Source organism: Ralstonia pickettii, assembly GCF_001699815.1.
Taxonomy (GTDB): Bacteria; Pseudomonadota; Gammaproteobacteria; order Burkholderiales; family Burkholderiaceae; genus Ralstonia; species Ralstonia thomasii.
The window spans coordinates 15,752-32,974 of sequence record NZ_MCGB01000095.1; the positions used below are offsets into that span (position 1 = coordinate 15,752).

General features: G+C 65.5%; 18 protein-coding genes. 15 read left to right on the forward strand and 3 right to left on the reverse strand.

Annotated elements, in window-relative coordinates; genetic code table 11:
• Nucleotides 1-5: 5 nt before the first annotated feature.
• Complete coding sequence (gene minE / locus BEK68_RS20075; RefSeq protein WP_004628536.1) at nucleotides 6-260, forward strand: cell division topological specificity factor MinE; 255 nt, start codon at nucleotides 6-8, stop codon at nucleotides 258-260.
• A 7-nt stretch (nucleotides 261-267) separates the two neighbouring features.
• Here the strand turns inward: minE and BEK68_RS20080 are convergent, their stop codons facing one another.
• Complete coding sequence (locus BEK68_RS20080; RefSeq protein ID WP_012436755.1) at nucleotides 268-1,500, reverse strand: citrate synthase family protein; 1,233 nt, start codon at nucleotides 1,498-1,500, stop codon at nucleotides 268-270.
• A gap of 122 nt (nucleotides 1,501-1,622) precedes the next feature.
• Between BEK68_RS20080 and BEK68_RS20085 the strand changes: the two genes are divergently transcribed.
• From BEK68_RS20085 to ppk2, 3 genes are all read left to right on the forward strand, one after another.
• Nucleotides 1,623-3,056 carry a CoA transferase gene (locus tag BEK68_RS20085; protein ID WP_024542451.1) on the forward strand — a complete coding sequence of 478 codons (1,434 nt, stop codon included), beginning with the start codon at nucleotides 1,623-1,625 and terminating at the stop codon, nucleotides 3,054-3,056.
• Between the two features lie 60 nt (nucleotides 3,057-3,116).
• Entirely contained in the window at nucleotides 3,117-3,974 is an 858-nt protein-coding gene (locus BEK68_RS20090; RefSeq protein WP_004628531.1) for a 23S rRNA (adenine(2030)-N(6))-methyltransferase RlmJ, read from the forward strand.
• A 140-nt stretch (nucleotides 3,975-4,114) separates the two neighbouring features.
• Entirely contained in the window at nucleotides 4,115-5,017 is a 903-nt protein-coding gene (ppk2, locus tag BEK68_RS20095) for a polyphosphate kinase 2 (protein ID WP_004628529.1), read from the forward strand.
• A 229-nt stretch (nucleotides 5,018-5,246) separates the two neighbouring features.
• Here ppk2 and BEK68_RS20100 read toward each other — a convergent pair whose 3' ends face one another.
• A complete protein-coding gene (locus BEK68_RS20100) occupies nucleotides 5,247-5,534 on the reverse strand; it encodes an acylphosphatase (RefSeq protein WP_009239507.1) in 288 nt (95 codons plus the stop codon).
• A 276-nt stretch (nucleotides 5,535-5,810) separates the two neighbouring features.
• Between BEK68_RS20100 and BEK68_RS20105 the strand changes: the two genes are divergently transcribed.
• The 6 genes from BEK68_RS20105 to BEK68_RS20130 all read left to right on the forward strand — a co-directional run bounded on the left by BEK68_RS20105 (nucleotide 5,811) and on the right by BEK68_RS20130 (nucleotide 13,544).
• Nucleotides 5,811-7,595, forward strand: a complete 1,785-nt coding sequence (locus BEK68_RS20105) for an ABC transporter permease (RefSeq protein ID WP_004628526.1) — start codon at nucleotides 5,811-5,813, stop codon at nucleotides 7,593-7,595.
• A gap of 76 nt (nucleotides 7,596-7,671) precedes the next feature.
• Nucleotides 7,672-9,045 (forward strand): ABC transporter ATP-binding protein, encoded by a 1,374-nt coding sequence (locus BEK68_RS20110; RefSeq protein WP_012436757.1) that lies wholly within the window; start codon nucleotides 7,672-7,674, stop codon nucleotides 9,043-9,045.
• A gap of 191 nt (nucleotides 9,046-9,236) precedes the next feature.
• Nucleotides 9,237-10,199, forward strand: a complete 963-nt coding sequence (locus BEK68_RS20115) for a mannuronate-specific alginate lyase (protein ID WP_012436758.1) — start codon at nucleotides 9,237-9,239, stop codon at nucleotides 10,197-10,199.
• A 79-nt stretch (nucleotides 10,200-10,278) separates the two neighbouring features.
• Entirely contained in the window at nucleotides 10,279-11,328 is a 1,050-nt protein-coding gene (locus BEK68_RS20120) for a dienelactone hydrolase family protein (protein ID WP_012436759.1), read from the forward strand.
• Nucleotides 11,329-11,382: 54 nt separating this feature from the next.
• Entirely contained in the window at nucleotides 11,383-12,345 is a 963-nt protein-coding gene (locus BEK68_RS20125) for a chromate resistance protein ChrB domain-containing protein (protein ID WP_012436760.1), read from the forward strand.
• 26 nt (nucleotides 12,346-12,371) lie between these two features.
• A complete protein-coding gene (locus BEK68_RS20130) occupies nucleotides 12,372-13,544 on the forward strand; it encodes a chromate transporter (protein ID WP_012436761.1) in 1,173 nt (390 codons plus the stop codon).
• Between the two features lie 22 nt (nucleotides 13,545-13,566).
• On the opposite strand, the gene BEK68_RS20135 is transcribed toward BEK68_RS20130, so the two are convergent.
• Nucleotides 13,567-13,872: a hypothetical protein gene (locus tag BEK68_RS20135; protein WP_004628515.1), complete on the reverse strand. Its 306-nt coding sequence runs from the start codon at nucleotides 13,870-13,872 to the stop codon at nucleotides 13,567-13,569.
• A 232-nt stretch (nucleotides 13,873-14,104) separates the two neighbouring features.
• Between BEK68_RS20135 and BEK68_RS20140 the strand changes: the two genes are divergently transcribed.
• The 5 genes from BEK68_RS20140 to BEK68_RS20160 all read left to right on the forward strand — a co-directional run bounded on the left by BEK68_RS20140 (nucleotide 14,105) and on the right by BEK68_RS20160 (nucleotide 17,096).
• The gene (locus BEK68_RS20140) at nucleotides 14,105-14,563 is read left to right on the forward strand and encodes a lysozyme inhibitor LprI family protein (protein ID WP_004628512.1); all 459 of its coding nucleotides are present in this window, start codon (nucleotides 14,105-14,107) and stop codon (nucleotides 14,561-14,563) included.
• Between the two features lie 485 nt (nucleotides 14,564-15,048).
• Nucleotides 15,049-15,372, forward strand: coding sequence for an ArsR/SmtB family transcription factor (locus BEK68_RS20145; RefSeq protein ID WP_004628510.1), 324 nt, complete (start codon nucleotides 15,049-15,051; stop codon nucleotides 15,370-15,372).
• A 12-nt stretch (nucleotides 15,373-15,384) separates the two neighbouring features.
• The gene (locus tag BEK68_RS20150; RefSeq protein ID WP_012436762.1) at nucleotides 15,385-15,873 is read left to right on the forward strand and encodes an ArsI/CadI family heavy metal resistance metalloenzyme; all 489 of its coding nucleotides are present in this window, start codon (nucleotides 15,385-15,387) and stop codon (nucleotides 15,871-15,873) included.
• A 15-nt stretch (nucleotides 15,874-15,888) separates the two neighbouring features.
• Entirely contained in the window at nucleotides 15,889-16,383 is a 495-nt protein-coding gene (locus tag BEK68_RS20155; protein WP_012436763.1) for an arsenate reductase ArsC, read from the forward strand.
• 5 nt (nucleotides 16,384-16,388) lie between these two features.
• Nucleotides 16,389-17,096: an aquaporin gene (locus BEK68_RS20160; protein WP_012436764.1), complete on the forward strand. Its 708-nt coding sequence runs from the start codon at nucleotides 16,389-16,391 to the stop codon at nucleotides 17,094-17,096.
• Nucleotides 17,097-17,223: the final 127 nt, after the last annotated feature.

Genomic DNA, 17,223 nt, shown 5'->3' on the forward strand with positions numbered 1-17,223 from the left:
CATTCATGTCGATTCTGTCTTTCCTGCTCGGCGAGAAGAAGAAGACTGCAAGCGTTGCCAAAGAGCGCCTGCAGATCATCCTCGCCCATGAACGTACCGCCAGCGGTGCGCCCGCCGACTACCTGCCCGCGCTGCAACGCGAGCTGGTGGCCGTGATTTCGAAGTACGTGAAGATCGGCAACGACGACATCAAGGTCAACCTCGAGCGCCAGGACAACCTGGAAGTGCTTGAGGTGAAGATCGAGATTCCGCAGGCCTGATCGCGCCTCAGCGCGCACGAATGATGCGGCCCGCCGGTGCCTCCAGCGCGGCCGGCATCGGCCCCACATAGGCGGCTCTCGGGCGGATCAACTGCCCCGCCGCGCGCTGCTCCAGCGCGTGCGCAATCCAGCCTGCCGTACGCCCAGCGGCAAACAGGCCAAAGCCTGAACCTGCCGGCAGCCCGAGCACACGCCGGGTGGCCACCAGCGCGAAATCCACCGATGGCCCATCACCGGTCAATCCGGCCACGGCATCCATCACCGTTTGCAGCCGCTTGCGTACCGCACCCGTCTTCGGCAAGTGTGCCAGGATCGCTTCCGCCCGCGGGTCGGCATGGCGATACAGCGGGTGGCCAAAGCCCGGCAGCGTATCGCCGCGATCCAGCCGACGACGCAAAGCCGTTGCCACGGAGCGCTTCCCTTCCAGCTCGCTGAGCAATGCCTCCACGCGCGCCGTGGTGCCGCCATGCCGGCCACCGGAGAGCGCAGCCAAGCCCGCACTGACCACGGCGCCCAGGCTGGCGCCGGTCGATGCAACCACGCGCGCCGCAAAGCTCGAGGCATTGAGTTCGTGATCGGCGCACAGCACCAATGCGACGCGGATGGCCTCGGCGGCGTGCGCGTCAAGGTTCCATGCCTGCTGGCATTGCAGATGCACGGGTGCGGTGTCGGGCTTGCGGCCGAGCATGGCGGCAAACACGACGCGCAGCAGCGCACCGGCATCGCGCGCCGTACGTGCGGAGTCCTGCCGCCACGCGGCCTCGTCCAGCGCCGGCAAGGCAAGCGCGCATAGCGCCATGCAGCGTTGGCGGATATCCGCGTCTTCCAACGACGCAAGGGCCGCGTACCAGCTCTTCGGCAACACCGGCGCGGGCACCTTGAAGGCAACCCCTTCCTCGCATTGCCACAACCGCGCCGCAACGGTTTCCAGCGTGGCGCGTTCGGCCAGTTCCAAGGCGGGCACGCCCCGATAGAACAACCGCCCGTGATCGATGAGTGTGATGGCCGATTCCATGACGGGCAGACCCCAGTCCAGCGCATGGCGCACCACCTGACGCGGGCGCCGTCCGCCGGAACGCTGATCGGCCAGCCGAGCCACGTCGGCCTCGCGGTAGCGGCTGCCGCGTCCGTCGGGCGACGGATACGCCGACAGCAGCCCGCGGCTTACATAGGCGTACAGCGTGGGGCGCGAGACGTGCAGGCGCTCGGCGGCTTCGGCGGCGTTGAGGTAGGTGGTCATCGGGAGGTGGTCATCGGGGCCGGATGAAGTGGACGGCAATCGAGGTTGATCAGTCTAGTCAATGTTGACGCTATCGGCGGCGCGGGACTGTAATGGCCGCACCTTCCTTGCCGAGCCCCGCCATGCCGTCACCCGTTGCTGATGTGGTTGATCCTTCCATGCAGATCGTCAGCCCCGCTGGCGCACTCAGCCAGTTGTGGACCGTGCTCGGCCAGCCCGCCGATGTGCTGTTGCGCGCCACACTCACGGGCGCTGAGCCGGCGCTGCCGTCGTCGTTTGCGGTGGGCACGCTGGCGCAGAGCACCATTGCTGCTGCCGCCCTCGCTGCTGCGCAGGTCGACACGTTGCGCAGCGGGCGACAGCAAACCGTATCGGTCGACATGCACCACGCCGCGCTGGAATTCCGCTCCGAGCGCTACTTCCGCGTCGAAGACCAGTTGCCGCCGGAGCCGTGGGACAAGATCGCCGGGCTCTACCGCTGCGGCGATGGCCGTTGGGTGCGTCTGCATACCAACTTTGCGCATCACCGTGACGGTGTGCTGAAGTTGCTCGGCTGCGCGTATGACCGGGACGCAGTGGCCGCCGCGCTGAACCAATGGAAGGCCGAAGCGTTTGAAGAGGCGGCGGCGCAGGCGGGCATGGTCGTCACCGCCGCGCGCACGTTTGAAGAATGGGACGCGCACCCGCAAGGCATTGCCGTGGCAGCGCAGCCGCTGATGACGATCGAACGCATTGGCGATGCGCCACCGCAGCCGCTGCCGGAGCATGCCGACGGCCGCCCTCTCTCCGGCGTGCGCGTGCTCGACCTCACGCGCGTGATTGCCGGCCCGGTCTGCGGCCGGACGCTGGCCGCGCATGGCGCCGACGTGCTGCTCGTTACAGCGCCGCATCTGCCTGCCATTCCGCCGCTGGTGATCGACACCGGGCGTGGCAAGCGCTCCGCGCAGCTTGACCTGCGCGACGCGGCCGGTGCCACGCAACTCCACACGCTGCTGCGCGACGCCGATATCTTCGTGCAGGGTTATCGGCCCGGTGGCCTGGCTGCGCTGCAGTTTGGTCCGGAGCAGGTTGCCGCGCTGCGCCCCGGCATCGTCTACGTGAGCCTGTGCGCATACGGCTATGACGGCCCCTGGGCCAATCGCCGAGGTTTCGATTCACTCGTGCAGACCGCCAGCGGCTTCAACTGGGCCGAAGCGCAGGCAGCCGGCGATGCCAAGCCGCGCCCGCTACCGGCACAGGCGCTGGACCACGGCGCTGGCTACCTGATGGCCGCCGGTGCCATGACGGCACTCGGGCGGCGCATGACCGAAGGCGGCAGCTGGCACGTGCGGGTGTCGCTTGCGCAGACGGCGCACTGGCTACGCAGCTTCGGCCGTATTACCCACGGCTTCGATGCGGCTGACCCGCGCTATGAAGATATCGGCGCGTATCTGGATACCGCGCCTTCCGGCTTTGGCGCGCTCACTGCGCTGCGTCACGCGGGGCGGCTCTCCGATACGCCGCCGCACTGGACGCTGCCCAGCGTGCCGCTGGGGACGCATCCCGCGCGGTGGTAGCATTCGCGCCTACCGTTTTCTCCGCCCGCGCCTGATACTCCGGGCGCACATGGCCCGCCGATGCTCAGTTACCGCCACGCCTTCCACGCCGGCAATCACGCCGATGTCCTCAAGCACGCCGTGCTTGTGCAGATGCTCGATTACCTCACGCAGAAGGACAAGCCGTTCTGGTACATCGACACGCACGCCGGTGCCGGCCTCTACGCGCTGGACCACGAATGGGCGCAGAAGAAGGCCGAATTCGATACCGGCATCGGCCCTTTGTGGCGCGCGGCCGCAGGCGGCGAAACGCTGCCGCCGCTGCTCGATGCCTACCTCGACCAGGTGCGCGAACTGAACCCGAACGGCGAACTCAGGCACTACCCTGGCTCGCCGTGGCTGGCGTGGCAGATGCTGCGCGACGCCGATCGCCTGCGCCTCTTCGAGCTGCACAGCTCCGAAATCAAGGTGCTGTCCAACAACTTCCGCGGTGCAGGCCGCAAGGTCATGCTGTACGACGGCGATGGTTTTGCCGGCATCAAGGCGATCCTGCCGCCGCCGCCGCGCCGTGCGCTGGTGCTGATCGATCCGTCCTTCGAAGACAAGCAGGATTACGCCCGCACCGTGCAATCGCTGCAAGACAGCCTGCAGCGCTTTGCGACCGGCATGTATGCGGTCTGGTATCCGCTCGTACAGCGGCGCGAAGCCGCGCAATTTCCCTCGCGCCTGAAGCAGCTGCGACCGGCGGACTGGCTGCACGTTACGCTCACCGTGAAGCATCCGGTTGAGGGTGGCCTAGGCTTGCACGGCAGCGGCATGTTCATCGTCAACCCGCCGTGGACGCTGAAGGCGCAACTGCAGGAAGCCATGCCCACGCTGGTGCGCCTGCTTGGTCAGGACGACGGCGCCAAGTTCATGCTGGAAGGCGAATCCAGTTAAGCCTTCGGGCGGCGTGACGCCCGCATGTCACTCCCCTGCCACGTGCCCGTGCTACCTAGTCGGGCTTAGACTTGTACTGCGTTGCCCAAGCGCGGCGCCCCTCTCGGCAATATCCGCAAGATCGGCAGGAGCAACACACCATGAGCGAACGCGACGCAGCCCGGCAGGCGCGCCTGCAGGAAGACCTCCTCGACACGCTTGATGAAGAGCTGGAGATGGAAATCGACGACCACCTGCTCGGCGGGGGCGAAGGCATCAGCGATGAAGCGCGCGAAACCCGGCGCATGTACTTCCGCGAGCTGTTCCGCCTGCAAGGCGAACTCGTCAAGCTGCAGGACTGGGTGATCGAGACCGGCCACCGCCTGGTGGTGATCTTCGAAGGGCGCGATGCCGCCGGCAAAGGCGGCGCCATCAAGCGCATCACGCAACGGCTGAACCCGCGCGTGTGCCGCGTGGCCGCGCTGCCGGCGCCCACCAACCGCGAACGCACGCAGTGGTACTTCCAGCGCTACGTGGCGCACCTGCCCGCCGCCGGCGAGATCGTCCTGTTCGACCGCAGCTGGTACAACCGCGCCGGCGTCGAGCGCGTGATGGGCTTCTGCACCGACGAGGAATACGAAGAGTTTTTCCGCTCCGTGCCCGAGTTCGAAAAGATGCTGGCACGCTCCGGCATCCAGATCGTCAAGTACTGGTTCTCGGTCACGGACGAAGAGCAGGAAGTGCGGTTCCAAAGCCGCATCGACGATCCGCTCAAGCAGTGGAAGCTCAGCCCGATGGATCTGGAAAGCCGCCGCCGCTGGGAAGCCTATACGCGTGCCAAGGAAGTGATGCTCGAGCGATCGCACATTCCCGAATCGCCGTGGTGGGTGGTGCTGGCCGACGACAAGAAGCGCGCCCGCCTGAACTGCATCCACCATCTGCTGGGCCAGGTGCCTTACCACCCGGTGCCGCATTCGCCGGTGCTGTTGCCCGAGCGCGTGCACCATGCGGAGTACATCCGCCACCCGGTGCCGGAAGAGATGATCGTGCCGAACGTGTACTGATCAGCCGGTACCTCCCGTCAGCGAAAGAAAGGGCGGCCTGCGCGGTCGCCCTTTTTCCGTCAATGCGCGTTCAGACGTTCAGAAGAGCGCGCGGAACAGGCAGTGCAAGCCGCCTGCCTGCGCGATCCATGCGGGCAACGCCACCCAGGCTGCGCGCGGTTTTCATTGCGTCCTGGAGCCATTGGCTGCCCTCGTTTCGTGTCGAATCCGTGTCCGTTGATTGCCCAAATTACACCGTCGGGCGGATCTCAAAACCCGGTACGGGCGCCTCATGATCGCCCGTGATTACGTCCAGTTGCGTGACCTGGGCGCTGTCCGGCCCTTCCCACATCCATTCCCGCATGCTCAGCACATTGGCCTCGGGGCCGGCCAGGAAGGCCTCGACGGCGCCGTCGCGGCGATTGCGTACCCAGCCGCGCAGACCCAGCAGGCGGGCGCGCTGGACACACGCGGCGCGATAGCCCACGCCCTGCACACGGCCCTGTACGGTAATGATCACTTGCGCAATGACGGCCATGGCGGGTCTCCGAAGCAACCGGGCGATGTGTTGGATAAAACATGACAAACCGGCGCTGTCGTATCTCTGTCACATTTCTGGAATGTGACGTCGTCAGACTGACAACCGCGCGGCGGGCTCTGACGTTACGCAAGGTAAACTAGGCGGCTTGCCGCCGGGTGCCAAGCAACGCTTTCGCAAAGCACCGCGCCCAGCCCCGCACGCCATGTATTGCGCCTCGGCCCAGGCCTTGAGGCGCCCAAATTTCGTCCGCGGTTTCCGTCCCGGTTATCCAAGATGCAGCAGAACGACAACGAAACCACCATCCGGGGCCGCTTGGGTACCACCTTCGGTACCAACCTTGGCGTCAATTTCGGCAACCTGCTGACGGCGCCGCCCAACCGGTTTGACCTGGCGCTGCTGCCGATCATCCTGGCCGCCATCGTGCTCGTGGCGTATGCCGCCAAGCAGATGAACGTGCCCTACACGCCCGGCGAACATCTGGACGTCAGCCTCGACGTCATTGAACTGCCTTATTACCTGCTGCGCACCAGCATCCGGATGCTGCTGGCGCTGGGCGCGTCGCTGGCGTTCTCGTTCGCGTTTGCGGCCATCGCCTCCAAGAACCGCACGGCCGAGAAGGTGATGGTCCCGGCGCTGGACATCCTGCAATCGATTCCGGTGCTGGGTTTCCTATCGATCACGGTCACGGGCTTCATTGCGCTGTTTCCGGGCAACCTGGTGGGCGTGGAGTGCGCGGCCATCTTCGCCATCTTCACGTCGCAGGCGTGGAACATGGCGTTCTCGTTGTACCAATCGTTTCGCACCATCCCGATTGACCTGGAAGAGGCGGCTACGGTGTTCCGCCTGTCGAAGTGGCAGCGGTTCTGGCGCCTGGAAGTGCCGTTCGCCATGCCGGGCCTGCTGTGGAACATGATGATGTCGATGTCGGGCGGCTGGTTCTTCGTGGTCGCGTCGGAAGCCATCTCGGTGTCGGGCCACGACATCAAGCTGCCGGGCATCGGTTCGTACATCTCACTGGCGATCCAGCAGCAGAACCTGCCGGCCATCGGCTGGGCCATCCTGGCGATGCTGATCGGCATCATCCTGTACGACCAGCTGCTGTTCCGCCCGCTGATTGCCTGGGCGGACCGTTTCCGCTTCGACGCGATGTCGTCGGAGCGCGAGCCGCAATCGTGGCTGCTTGACCTGCTGCGCCGCTCCGAGTGGGTCAAGGCGCTGCTTGAGCGCACCGCCGCGCTGGCCGAGCGCACGCTTTCCTGGGGTGCCGAGCGCACGCGCCCCACCGCGGCCGGCGGCAACGGATTCCTGCCGCGCTTCCCGTGGTCGCACCGCGTGGCCGATGTGATCATCATCCTGGCCGCGCTGGTGGCGGTGGCGCATGTGCTGCAGTTCGTGCGCTCCGAGGTGGGCTGGGCCGAGGTCGGCCACGTCTTCTGGCTCGGCTTCCTGACCATGGTGCGCGTGATCCTGCTGATTGCGCTGGCTGCGCTGGTCTGGGTGCCGATCGGCATTCGCATCGGCCTGAACCCGAACGTGGCCCGCATCGCCCAGCCGGTGGCGCAGTTCCTGGCGGCGTTCCCGGCCAACCTGATGTTCCCGCTGGCGGTGATGCTCATCGCGCGCTTCGCGCTCAACCCCGAGATCTGGTTGAGCCCGCTGATGATTTTCGGCACGCAGTGGTACATCCTGTTCAATGTGATTGCCGGCGCCTCGGCCATCCCGACCGAACTGAAACTGGCCGCCCGCAACTTCGGCCTGCGCGGCTGGCTGCTGTGGAAGCGCTTCCTCATCCCCGCGGTGTTCCCCAACCTGCTCACGGGTCTGGTGACGGCCGCCGGCGGCTCATGGAACGCCAGCATCGTCTCCGAATACGTGTCCTGGGGTGATCGCACGCTGGTGGCAACGGGCCTGGGCAGCTACATCGCCGAGATGACGGCCAAGGGCGACTTCCCGCGCATTGCGCTCGGGATTGCCGTGATGAGCCTGTTCGTGGTCGGCTTCAACCGGCTGCTGTGGAACCGCCTGTACGACATCGCCCAAGAGCGCACCCGCCTGTAAGAACAGGCTCCTGATCCTACTGCGCACCCCGATCTTGAGCACGTTCTAAGACGACCTTATTTAGCTGAGAACACACATGGTTACCACCAGCACCCATAGCCCGAGCGCTGAAAGCGTCATGGAGCTGCGCGGCGTCTCGAAGATCTTCCGCACCGCAGACCACACCGACCGTGCCGTGCTCGAAGGCCTGGACCTCAACCTGCGCCAGGGCGAGATCGTCGCCATGCTCGGCAAGTCGGGCTCGGGCAAATCGACGTTGCTGCGCATCATGGCGGGCCTGGTGCGCGCCGATCGCGGCCAGGTGCTGTTTCGCGGGCGCGAGTACAGCGGCCCTGTGCAGGGCATTGCGATGGTGTTCCAGTCGTTTGCGCTGTTCCCGTGGCTGACGGTGCAGCAGAACGTGGAGCTGGGCCTGGAAGCGCAAGGTGTGCCCAAGGCCGAGCGTGAGGAGCGGGCCGAACAGGCCATCGACCTCATCGGCCTGTCGGGCTTCAACAGCGCCCTGCCGCGCGAACTCTCGGGCGGCATGCGCCAGCGAGTGGGCATTGCGCGCGCGCTGGTGACCGAACCCGACCTGCTGCTGATGGACGAAGCGTTCTCGGCGCTCGACGTGCTGACCGGCGAAAACCTGCGCGACGAAATGCTCGACCTGTGGGAAGACCGCCGCACCAATATCAAGAGCATCCTGATCGTCTCGCACAACATTGAAGAGGCGGTGATGATGGCGGACCGCATCGTCATCCTCTCGAGCGATCCGGGGCGCATCCGCGCCGAGGTGCGCGTGCCGTTCCCGCGCCCCCGCAACCGAGATTCCGCCGCGGTGCGCAACCTTATCGACGAAGTGTATGGGCTGATGACATCGCCGGAGCGCGTGGGCGTGCATGTGGGCGTGGAGCCCGCTGCCGAGCAGCTTGCCTACCGCCTGCCCGATGCCGAGATCGGCCAGATGGAGGCCATTCTGGACCTGCTGGTCGAAGCGCCGTTCAACGGCCGCGCCGACCTGCCGCACCTGGCAGAAGAAGCCGGCGTGACCGACGACGACCTGCTGCCCGCCTGCGAAGCGCTGGCCCTGCTGCAACTGGCCACCATCGAGCGCGGCGACATCATCGTCACGCCGTTCGGCAAGACCTACATGGAAACCGAACCGCCCGAGCGCAAGGTGCTGTTCGGCCAGAAGCTGCTGGAGCGCGTGGCCCTGGCCGCGCACATCCGCGCCGAGCTGGAAGCCAACGAAGACGGCGAGATCCGCGAAGAGCATGTGCTGCGCGAGCTGGAGGCGTACCTCAAGCCCGAAGAAGCCGAGCGCGTGCTCAAGATCGGCATCGAATGGGGCCGCTACGGCGAGGTGTACGAGTACGTATACAACACCGGCATGCTCACCCTGCCCCGTGAAGAGCGCGAGGAACGCGAAGAGCGTGAGGCGCAGGACGATGGGGATAACGCGCAGTAAGGACACGTTGCCGCTGACGTCAGAAGAGCCGCTCGATGCGGCTCTTTTTCATAGTCGCTACCGTTTGTAACCCCCGTCAACGCCACCGCGAACCACGCCGTTTTGCGTGTGCGGGCATCGACTCTCGCAAGCCCGCCCGCTCCGGTCTTCCCCCGTCTGCCGTCCTTTGCCGCCCCGCCCCGGAGGTTGAAATGCGTCGCGCTTACCTTCGAACGTTGTTCGCTCTTTCGCTGGCCGTCGGCGCAGGCTTCGGCTTGGTGCATGCGGCCCGCGCCTGTGAGATTCCCGCACCCGTCCAGACGATCGATCCCCCCGGCTTTTACGACGACGCAGCCGGCTACGCGCGCGACGTAAAACCGATGCGCAATTTCATCGCGCAACTCAACGCGTCAGCCGACAAGGGCGATTGGACGTGCGTGCTGAGCCAGCTTCGAACCTGGGCCGATGCCGATGCGCTGATGGGCAAGATTTCCGGCTATCAGGGCCACTACGAACGATCGTGGGCCGGAACGGATTTCGCCATGGTGCTGCTGCGTATGCCAAGCGACATCCGCAAGCGAAACCAAGCGCAGCTCGACGCGATTGCACCGTGGCTCGAACGCATTGCGATCGCCACCCGCAACGCCGAGGCGATCAATCATCTGCATAACAATCTGGTGTATTGGGCCGGCCTCAACCTGATTGCCATCGGCACCGCAACCGACAACAGCGACCTGATCAACTCCGGACTCCTGCGCATTCGCGAGGGCATCCGCGATATCGGCCCGGACGGCGCGCTCGCACGCGAGGTCAAGCGCGGGGACCGTGCGCTGCACTACCACACGTTCGCGCTCATTCCGCTGGTGTTTGCCGCCGAGCTGGTGCAGCGGCGCCATATCGACCTGTACCGGGAGAACGGCCACGCCATCGGCCGCCTGGCGAACCTTGTGATCAATGCGGTGGTTGACCCGGCGAGCTTCGAAAAAATCACGCCGATCAAGCAGGCGCTGTTTCCATGGACCCTCCAGGATGAGTTGTGCTGGATGGAGCCCTACTACGCCCACGTGCGAGACCCGAGGCTGCCTGCGTTGATTGCGCCGCGCCGCCCATTCTCTGAATGGAGGCTCGGCGGCAACGTTACGGCGGCGTGGGGCGCCGAGCTGCCCGGCCATTGAGAGGGGCCGGTGTTGTGTGGAATCCCGCTACCCACAAGCGCACAATCACCACCTCCGCCCCCCACCGCCAGGATCCCTCATGAGAAGGCTCTCGACCGTCGGCTTGTTGCGCCGCCTGTTCCGCGTTGTTTCCGTCATGGCGCTGATCTCCGCGCCCGCATCGGCGCAGCAAATCGTCAGCGATCTCTCGGCACAACCCACCGGCCGCATCCACTTCAACAGCGTCACCCCCAAGAGCAAATGGGAGCTGGTGCATCGCAAGTTCGCCAAGACGCCCACGCCCGTCTGGGGCACGTTGTACCTGCCCGAGAACCTGCAGGGCCCGGTGCCAGCGATGGTGATCTCGCACGGCTCGGCCGGGCCGCAGCAGAAAGACGTCGACCGGTGGGTGCGGCTGTTCAACCAGATGGGCATGGCCGCGTTCGTGGTGGATTCGTTTGGCCCACGCGGCATTGCCAATACGATGGACAACCAATCGCAGTTGAACCCCGCCGCCAACGACGCCGATGCCCTGTTCGCGCTCAAGCTGCTGAGCACCGACCCGCGGATCGACCCGAAGCGCATCGGCCAGATCGGGTTCTCGCGCGGCGGTGGTGTGTCACTGGACATGACGCTCGACGCGTTCCGCAAAGGCGTCATCGATGACGACACGCGGTTTGCAGCGCTCATCGGCTTCTACCCCGGGTGCTCGGCGCTCTGGTGGGAGATCCCGCCGCCACCGCTGACCGGCGCCCCGCTGATGCTCGCGCTGGGCGAGAAAGACGACTACACACCCGCGCAGTTCTGCCGCAACGCCGCGGAGATCATGCAGCGTGATGGGCAGACCGTGGAGATGCACGTGTACCCCGGCGCGTATCACGACTTCGACAACACGCGTGCGTACTTCAAGTACTTCCCAGGTGCGACTACGGCGCGCGATTGCCCGCAGACCCTGATCGACGTGCAGCACGATGCGTACTACCGGCTGCCAGGCGGCGAGAAGTACGCCAACCTCCAGGCCATGCAGGCCGACTACACGCGCTGCACCACCCGGGGTGTCTCCACTGGCGCCAACCTGGAGCAAGCCAAACGCGCCGAGGCCGACGTCAACGCGTTCCTGGTGAAAGCCATGGGCCTGTCGCCGCGCTAATGTAGCAATCTCTACAACATTGCAGCGGTTGTGACGCACGCCTATGCTGCCGTCATGACCGCCTCCCCCGATTCCTGGTTGTTGCTGATCGTCAGCCTACCCACCGCCCGCGCCACCGCGCGCATGCGTATCTGGCGCGCCATCAAGGCGATCGGCTGTGCGGCGTTGCGCGATGGCGTCTACCTGCTGCCTGCGCGTGCCGAGCATGCGGCACAGCTCAACGAGTTGGCAGACGAGACGCTGCAGGAAAACGGCCAGGCATGGGTGCTGCGCGTGCAAGCCGGCGATGCGGCGGAAGACGCGGCCTACCGCGCCCTGTTCGACCGCACGCCAGACTACGCAGAATGGCTGGCCGAGCTGTCTGAGGCGCGCAAGACGCTCCCCGACCTGCCCACCGCCGAGCGCAACCGGCTTCTGCGCCGCCATGCCCGCGCCTACGAAGCCATCCGCAAGATCGACTTTTTCTCCAATGAAGCGACCGTGCGTGCCGATGCGCAATGGCGCGACTTTGCTGCGGCGGCCGAAGCCACACACTCGCCGGGCGAACCGCGTGCCGCGGCGGGCGACATCCCCCGGCGTGATCCCACGCAGCACCAGGGCCGCCTGTGGGCAACCCGCCGGCACCTGTGGGTGGACCGCGTTGCCAGCGCTTGGCTCATCCAGCGCTTCATCGACCCGCACGCCCGGTTCCTGTGGCTCGACAGCCCGGCCGATTGCCCAGCAGAAGCGCTAGGTTTCGACTTTGACGGTGCCACCTTTACGCATGTTGGCGAGCGCGTTTCGTTCGAGGTGCTCATCGCCAGCTTTGGGCTCGATGACAACCCGGGGCTCGCGCGGCTGGGCGCCATGGTGCATGCGCTCGACGTGGGCGGCGCGGCCACGCCTGAAGCCGGCGGGTTCGAAGCCATCCTGGCGGGCGCCCGCAAACGGCTGGCAGATGACGATGCGTTGCTCGCAGAGATCGGCACCGTGCTCGACTCGCTGTACGTGCATTTTTCCGGCAGCCGGAAACCCTGACGGCTTTCACCCATGACAGGCAACTCATGAACCTTGCTCCCGAACGCCCCACCTACACGCTGCGGCAACTATTGCTGTATTTCCTGCGGCTTGGCGCGCTCGGCTTTGGCGGCCCCGTTGCGCTGGCAGGCTACATGCGCCGCGACCTGGTGGACACCCGGCAGTGGATCACCGAGGCCGACTACAAGGAAGGTCTTGCGCTCGCCCAGCTCGCGCCGGGGCCGCTGGCCGCGCAACTGGCCATCTACCTGGGCTATGTGCACTACCGAATCGTCGGCGCCACGCTGGTCGGCCTTGCGTTCGTGCTGCCTTCGTTCCTGATGGTGGTGGCGCTGGGCTGGGCTTATGTACGCTTTGGCGGGCTGACCTGGATGCAATCGGTGTTCTACGGCGTGGGTGCCGCAGTGATCGGCATCATCGCCATCAGCGCGCACAAGCTCACCACCAAGAGCGTCGGCAAGGACAAGCTGCTGTGGGCCGTCTACCTGTTGCTGGCGGCGGTGACGGTCGTGACTGAATCCGAGGTGGCCTGGCTGTTTCTGGCGGCGGGTGTGCTGGTGTGGTTCTGGCGCGCACCGCCCAGGTGGCTGCGCCAGGGCCGCATGAACGCGGTGGCCGCCGCCCCGGTTGCCGCGGCCAGCGGCATGCTGGGCACGCTCGACTGGCCGCTGCTCTCGCAACTTGGTGCGTTCTTCGCCAAGGCCGGTGCGTTCGTGTTCGGTTCGGGGCTGGCCATCGTGCCGTTCCTCTACGGCGGCGTGGTCACGGAGCACCACTGGCTCAACGAAAAGCAGTTCGTCGACGCGGTGGCCGTGGCGATGATCACGCCCGGCCCGGTGGTCATCACCGTCGGCTTTATCGGCTACCTGGTGGCGGGCCTGCCCGGCGCATGCGTGGCTGCGCTTGGCACGTTTCTGCCCTGCTACCTCTTCACCATTCTGCCGGCGCCGTACTTCAAGAAATACGGCAAGCTGCCAGCCATCCTTGCTTTTGTCGATGGCGTAACAGCAGCGGCCGTGGGCGCCATTACTGGCGCGGTGATCGTGCTGGCCAAGCGCTCCATCGTCGATGTGCCGACGGCGCTGCTGGCCGTGGCGACGGTGTTGCTGCTGGTGAAGTTCAAGAAGCTACCCGAGCCGGTGATCGTGGCGGGGGCAGCGTTGCTTGGCTTGGGGCTGTATCCGCTGCTGCATCGATGACACAACGCGCCCGGGCGTGACCTCATTTCCACTGGGTGCCGATCTCCGCCAACCCCGCCTTTTGCAGGTCCTCGGCACTCATCGCAATACGGAACTCGCAGTCTGCGTTGAACAGCAGAAACCACGGCTCGGCCAACGCTGGTATGTGCGAGGCCGATTCCACATTCACGATGAGCACCGCGCCGCGGTGGCCGCTCTGCTCGGTGAAGTAGACAGCTTCGGGCTTGCACTCGGCCATCACGCGCGGAATCAACTCGGCGATGGAGCCATCGCGCACATAAGTGTTGAAGGGTTCGTGCGGAATCCGCACGTTGACGAGCATGCGCATGGTTTGCCTCCTGGATGATGGCCAAGGCAAGCGCCGCGACAAAGCCGCCACGGCCGCGCATGGCCGAACACCGTAGGTATAGAACGGGCGCCGCGTTCGCGTTATCAGCCTTTGGCTAGGCGAGATGGCCTAGAGGCCAGGATGAGGGCACGCAGCATCCACGCCCCGTGCGGCACGGGAAGACTTTTCCTACCATGGCAACCACCCCGCCGTAAAAACGATGAGGTATGCAATGGCCCTTCCCACGCACACCCGCCAGACCTGCCCAACACACGATCCCGCCGCCCAGCGTATGCGCGGGGTCGTACGTACGCTATTCCTTGCGGCCGCGCTGCTGCCCCTGGCCGCCTCGGCTGCCGACCCCATCGACGACGCGCTGGAGCAATGCCTGAAGACCCCGCGCGGCGAGACCACGGCCGGCATGACCGAGTGCACGCACACCGCCTACCAAGCCTACGACCGGCAGATGAACACGCTGTATCAGGCCGTGATGCGCAAGTCCGACCCCGTATCGCGCGAGGCCATCCGCAACGCGCAGCGTGCGTGGCTCGCCTATCGAAATGCCCAGAAGGCGGCCGACAATGCGCCGTGGCGGGCAGACAGCGGCTCGATGGCGAGCCCCGATATCGAAGGGCTGAACGTCGAGGCAATCCGGGCGCGCATTGCGGAGTTGGAGTACTACCCGCACTAGTCGGGCGTCAAGAACTCCGCTGTGGACAACTCACCCTCCCCCTGTGAATAACTCCAGGGACAAGCGTGTTGGTTCTCCGGGGTCAGCAGGCAGACAGCACGGGAACAACTTCCCACCGGGTCGACAGGGTGAGACGCGATGCCCCCGACTCATCCACGCGAAAGCACACGCTGTCCGGTGGGTTGTCCGTTCTGCAAGCCGTTGATACCAAAGCGGTTTTGCTGCTTATCCACAGGACTTATCCACCGTTATCTACTACTACTATCTGTATACATAAAGAAGTAAACCGATAAACCCTCTGTCGGGCATCGAGCCCGTGGCTGGGTTGTGGGTAAAGCCGCCTGCAGGGCAGGCCATGGGTGATGCAGCCACCGAACGCCTCCGCCCAATCTCTCGCGCAATAGCGTCAAGTGCCTCCCAAGTTGTTCCCGACATCACGGGCTGCTCGTCTTGCTGCCGCCATATATTTCGAATATATTGGAAATATGGAAGAAAACGACGCTATACGATCCCTCGCCGCGCTGGCCCATGGCATTCGCCTGCAAGTGTTTCGCATGCTGGTAGTTGCGGGGCCAACAGGTCTGACTCCGGGCGCGATTGCCGAACAGCTCGACGTGCCGGGCGCCACGCTGTCATTCCACCTCAAGGAGCTGACAGCCGCGCGCCTGGTGACGCAGGAGCGCGACGGCCGCAACCTGATCTACCGCGCGGCTTATGACCACATGAACGCCCTGCTGGGCTTCCTGACGGCCAACTGCTGCCAGGGCGAAGCCTGCCTGGAAGCCAACGCCGCCGCCTGCAAATGCTGAAGGAGCATCCCCATGAAACGATTCCACGTCCATGTCCACGTTGACGACCTGAGCAAGAGCATCGCCTTCTACTCCAAGCTGTTTGCAGCTGAGCCGACGCGTGTGGAAACCGATTACGCCAAGTGGATGCTGGATGACCCGCGCATCAACTTCGCCATCTCGACGCGTGGCAGCGCCGCGGGCGTGGACCATCTTGGCTTTCAAGTCGATGACGCTGCCGAGCTGGCCGAACTGAAGGCCCGCGCCGAAGCCGCAGACATGGCCCTATTGGACGAAGGCGAAACCACCTGCTGCTATGCCCGCAGCGACAAGCACTGGATTACCGACCCCCAGGGCATCGCCTGGGAACACTTCCATTCGCTCGGCAACATCCCGGTATTCAGCGAAGACAACAAGGAAGAAGCCGCGACGGAAAGTTCTGCCTGTTGCGCACCGCGTGCCCCGAAAGGCAAGCCGATCGGTATCGCAGTGAAATCCGACGCCGGCTCATCCTGCTGCTGACAGCGAATCGAACCCATGGCCACCAACGTCCTCATCCTCTGCACCCACAACTCCGCGCGCAGCGTGCTGAGCGAAGGGATGCTCAACCATTGGGCCAAACAACTCGGCAAAGACGTGCGCGCCTACAGCGCCGGCAGCGCACCGAGCGGCCGCCTCAACCCGTTCGCCCTGGAAGCCCTCACCAACGCAGGCATCGACACCACCGGCTACCGCAGCAAGAGCTGGGACGAATTCGTTGCCGACGGCGCACCGCAGATGCGCATCGTCATTACCGTGTGCGACAGCGCCGCAGCGGAAGCCTGCCCGTACTGGCCCGGCAGTCCCGTGAAGGTGCATTGGGGCTATGCCGACCCCTCAAATGCCACGGGCGGTGGCGAAGGCAAGCGCCAGGCCTTTGAGCTGACACGCCAGGCCATCGGCTACCGCATGCTGCAGTTGCTGGCCCTGCCGCTGGACACGCTCAGCAACGCCGAGCTGCAGGCCGCGCTGGAACGCATTGCACAGGCCTGAGCACCATGGTCGAACTGCGTAGCCGGCTCACCGCCGAAGCCCTGGGTACAGCATTGCTGCTGGCCATCGTGATCGGCTCCGGGATCATGGCCGAGCGCCTGGCGGGCGGAAACGTCGCCATCGCGTTGCTCGCCAACACAGCCGCCACGGTGGGCGGCCTCTACGTCCTGATCGAAGCCTTGGGGCCCGTCAGCGGCGCGCACTTCAATCCGGTGGTCAGCGCGGTCATGGCGGCCCGTGGCGAGCTGCCCGGCGCTGCCCTGCTGCCGTACATCGTTGCGCAAATGACGGGCGCGGTGCTGGGCGCATGGCTCGCGCACGCCATGTTCGACATGAGCCTCCTGCAGTTGTCCACCAAGGTGCGCAGCGGCACGGGGCAGTGGATTGCCGAGGCGGTGGCTACCGCCGGCCTGCTGCTGGTTATCCTGCGGGCGCCCAACGGGCGGGCCGCGTCGATGGTGGCGGCGTACATCGGCGCGGCGTACTGGTTCACGGCGTCGACGTCGTTCGCCAACCCGGCGGCCGCGTTCGGGCGCATGTTCAGCAACAGCTTTGCCGGCATCGCGCCTGGCAGCGTGCCGGGGTTTGTGCTGGCCGAATGCGCGGGCGCCGGGCTCGGTATGCTGCTGCATCGCGTGCTTGAGCCCCGCTTTGCCGCAAGCGGCCATCCCAACGTCATCGAATCGTCGGGCGAGCATCCGCCGCGGCCGTAACGCTTGAGGGTGCCGGCGCCCACTTCCCCCTCTCCATCACGCTTGCGCCACGCGTGGCGCGTACTACTCTTGACGAGGCCCTGCGTCGCGCGTTTCCTGCGGTGTACGGCCCGATCTGCAGGCTGCT

What these genes read in the sequence shown, in the direction of transcription:
- BEK68_RS20125 (WP_012436760.1), top strand. Translation starts at nt 11,383, where the DNA reads ATGACCGCCTCCCCCGATTCCTGGTTGTTGCTGATCGTCAGCCTACCC.
- BEK68_RS20140 (WP_004628512.1), top strand. Translation starts at nt 14,105, where the DNA reads ATGGCCCTTCCCACGCACACCCGCCAGACCTGCCCAACACACGATCCC.
- BEK68_RS20150 (WP_012436762.1), top strand. Translation starts at nt 15,385, where the DNA reads ATGAAACGATTCCACGTCCATGTCCACGTTGACGACCTGAGCAAGAGC.
- BEK68_RS20135 (WP_004628515.1), bottom strand. Translation starts at nt 13,872, where the DNA reads ATGCGCATGCTCGTCAACGTGCGGATTCCGCACGAACCCTTCAACACT.
- BEK68_RS20145 (WP_004628510.1), top strand. Translation starts at nt 15,049, where the DNA reads ATGGAAGAAAACGACGCTATACGATCCCTCGCCGCGCTGGCCCATGGC.
- BEK68_RS20115 (WP_012436758.1), top strand. Translation starts at nt 9,237, where the DNA reads ATGCGTCGCGCTTACCTTCGAACGTTGTTCGCTCTTTCGCTGGCCGTC.
- ppk2 (WP_004628529.1), top strand. Translation starts at nt 4,115, where the DNA reads ATGAGCGAACGCGACGCAGCCCGGCAGGCGCGCCTGCAGGAAGACCTC.
- BEK68_RS20130 (WP_012436761.1), top strand. Translation starts at nt 12,372, where the DNA reads ATGAACCTTGCTCCCGAACGCCCCACCTACACGCTGCGGCAACTATTG.
- BEK68_RS20090 (WP_004628531.1), top strand. Translation starts at nt 3,117, where the DNA reads ATGCTCAGTTACCGCCACGCCTTCCACGCCGGCAATCACGCCGATGTC.
- BEK68_RS20160 (WP_012436764.1), top strand. Translation starts at nt 16,389, where the DNA reads ATGGTCGAACTGCGTAGCCGGCTCACCGCCGAAGCCCTGGGTACAGCA.
- BEK68_RS20155 (WP_012436763.1), top strand. Translation starts at nt 15,889, where the DNA reads ATGGCCACCAACGTCCTCATCCTCTGCACCCACAACTCCGCGCGCAGC.
- minE (WP_004628536.1), top strand. Translation starts at nt 6, where the DNA reads ATGTCGATTCTGTCTTTCCTGCTCGGCGAGAAGAAGAAGACTGCAAGC.
- BEK68_RS20105 (WP_004628526.1), top strand. Translation starts at nt 5,811, where the DNA reads ATGCAGCAGAACGACAACGAAACCACCATCCGGGGCCGCTTGGGTACC.
- BEK68_RS20110 (WP_012436757.1), top strand. Translation starts at nt 7,672, where the DNA reads ATGGTTACCACCAGCACCCATAGCCCGAGCGCTGAAAGCGTCATGGAG.
- BEK68_RS20120 (WP_012436759.1), top strand. Translation starts at nt 10,279, where the DNA reads ATGAGAAGGCTCTCGACCGTCGGCTTGTTGCGCCGCCTGTTCCGCGTT.
- BEK68_RS20080 (WP_012436755.1), bottom strand. Translation starts at nt 1,500, where the DNA reads ATGACCACCTACCTCAACGCCGCCGAAGCCGCCGAGCGCCTGCACGTC.
- BEK68_RS20100 (WP_009239507.1), bottom strand. Translation starts at nt 5,534, where the DNA reads ATGGCCGTCATTGCGCAAGTGATCATTACCGTACAGGGCCGTGTGCAG.
- BEK68_RS20085 (WP_024542451.1), top strand. Translation starts at nt 1,623, where the DNA reads ATGCCGTCACCCGTTGCTGATGTGGTTGATCCTTCCATGCAGATCGTC.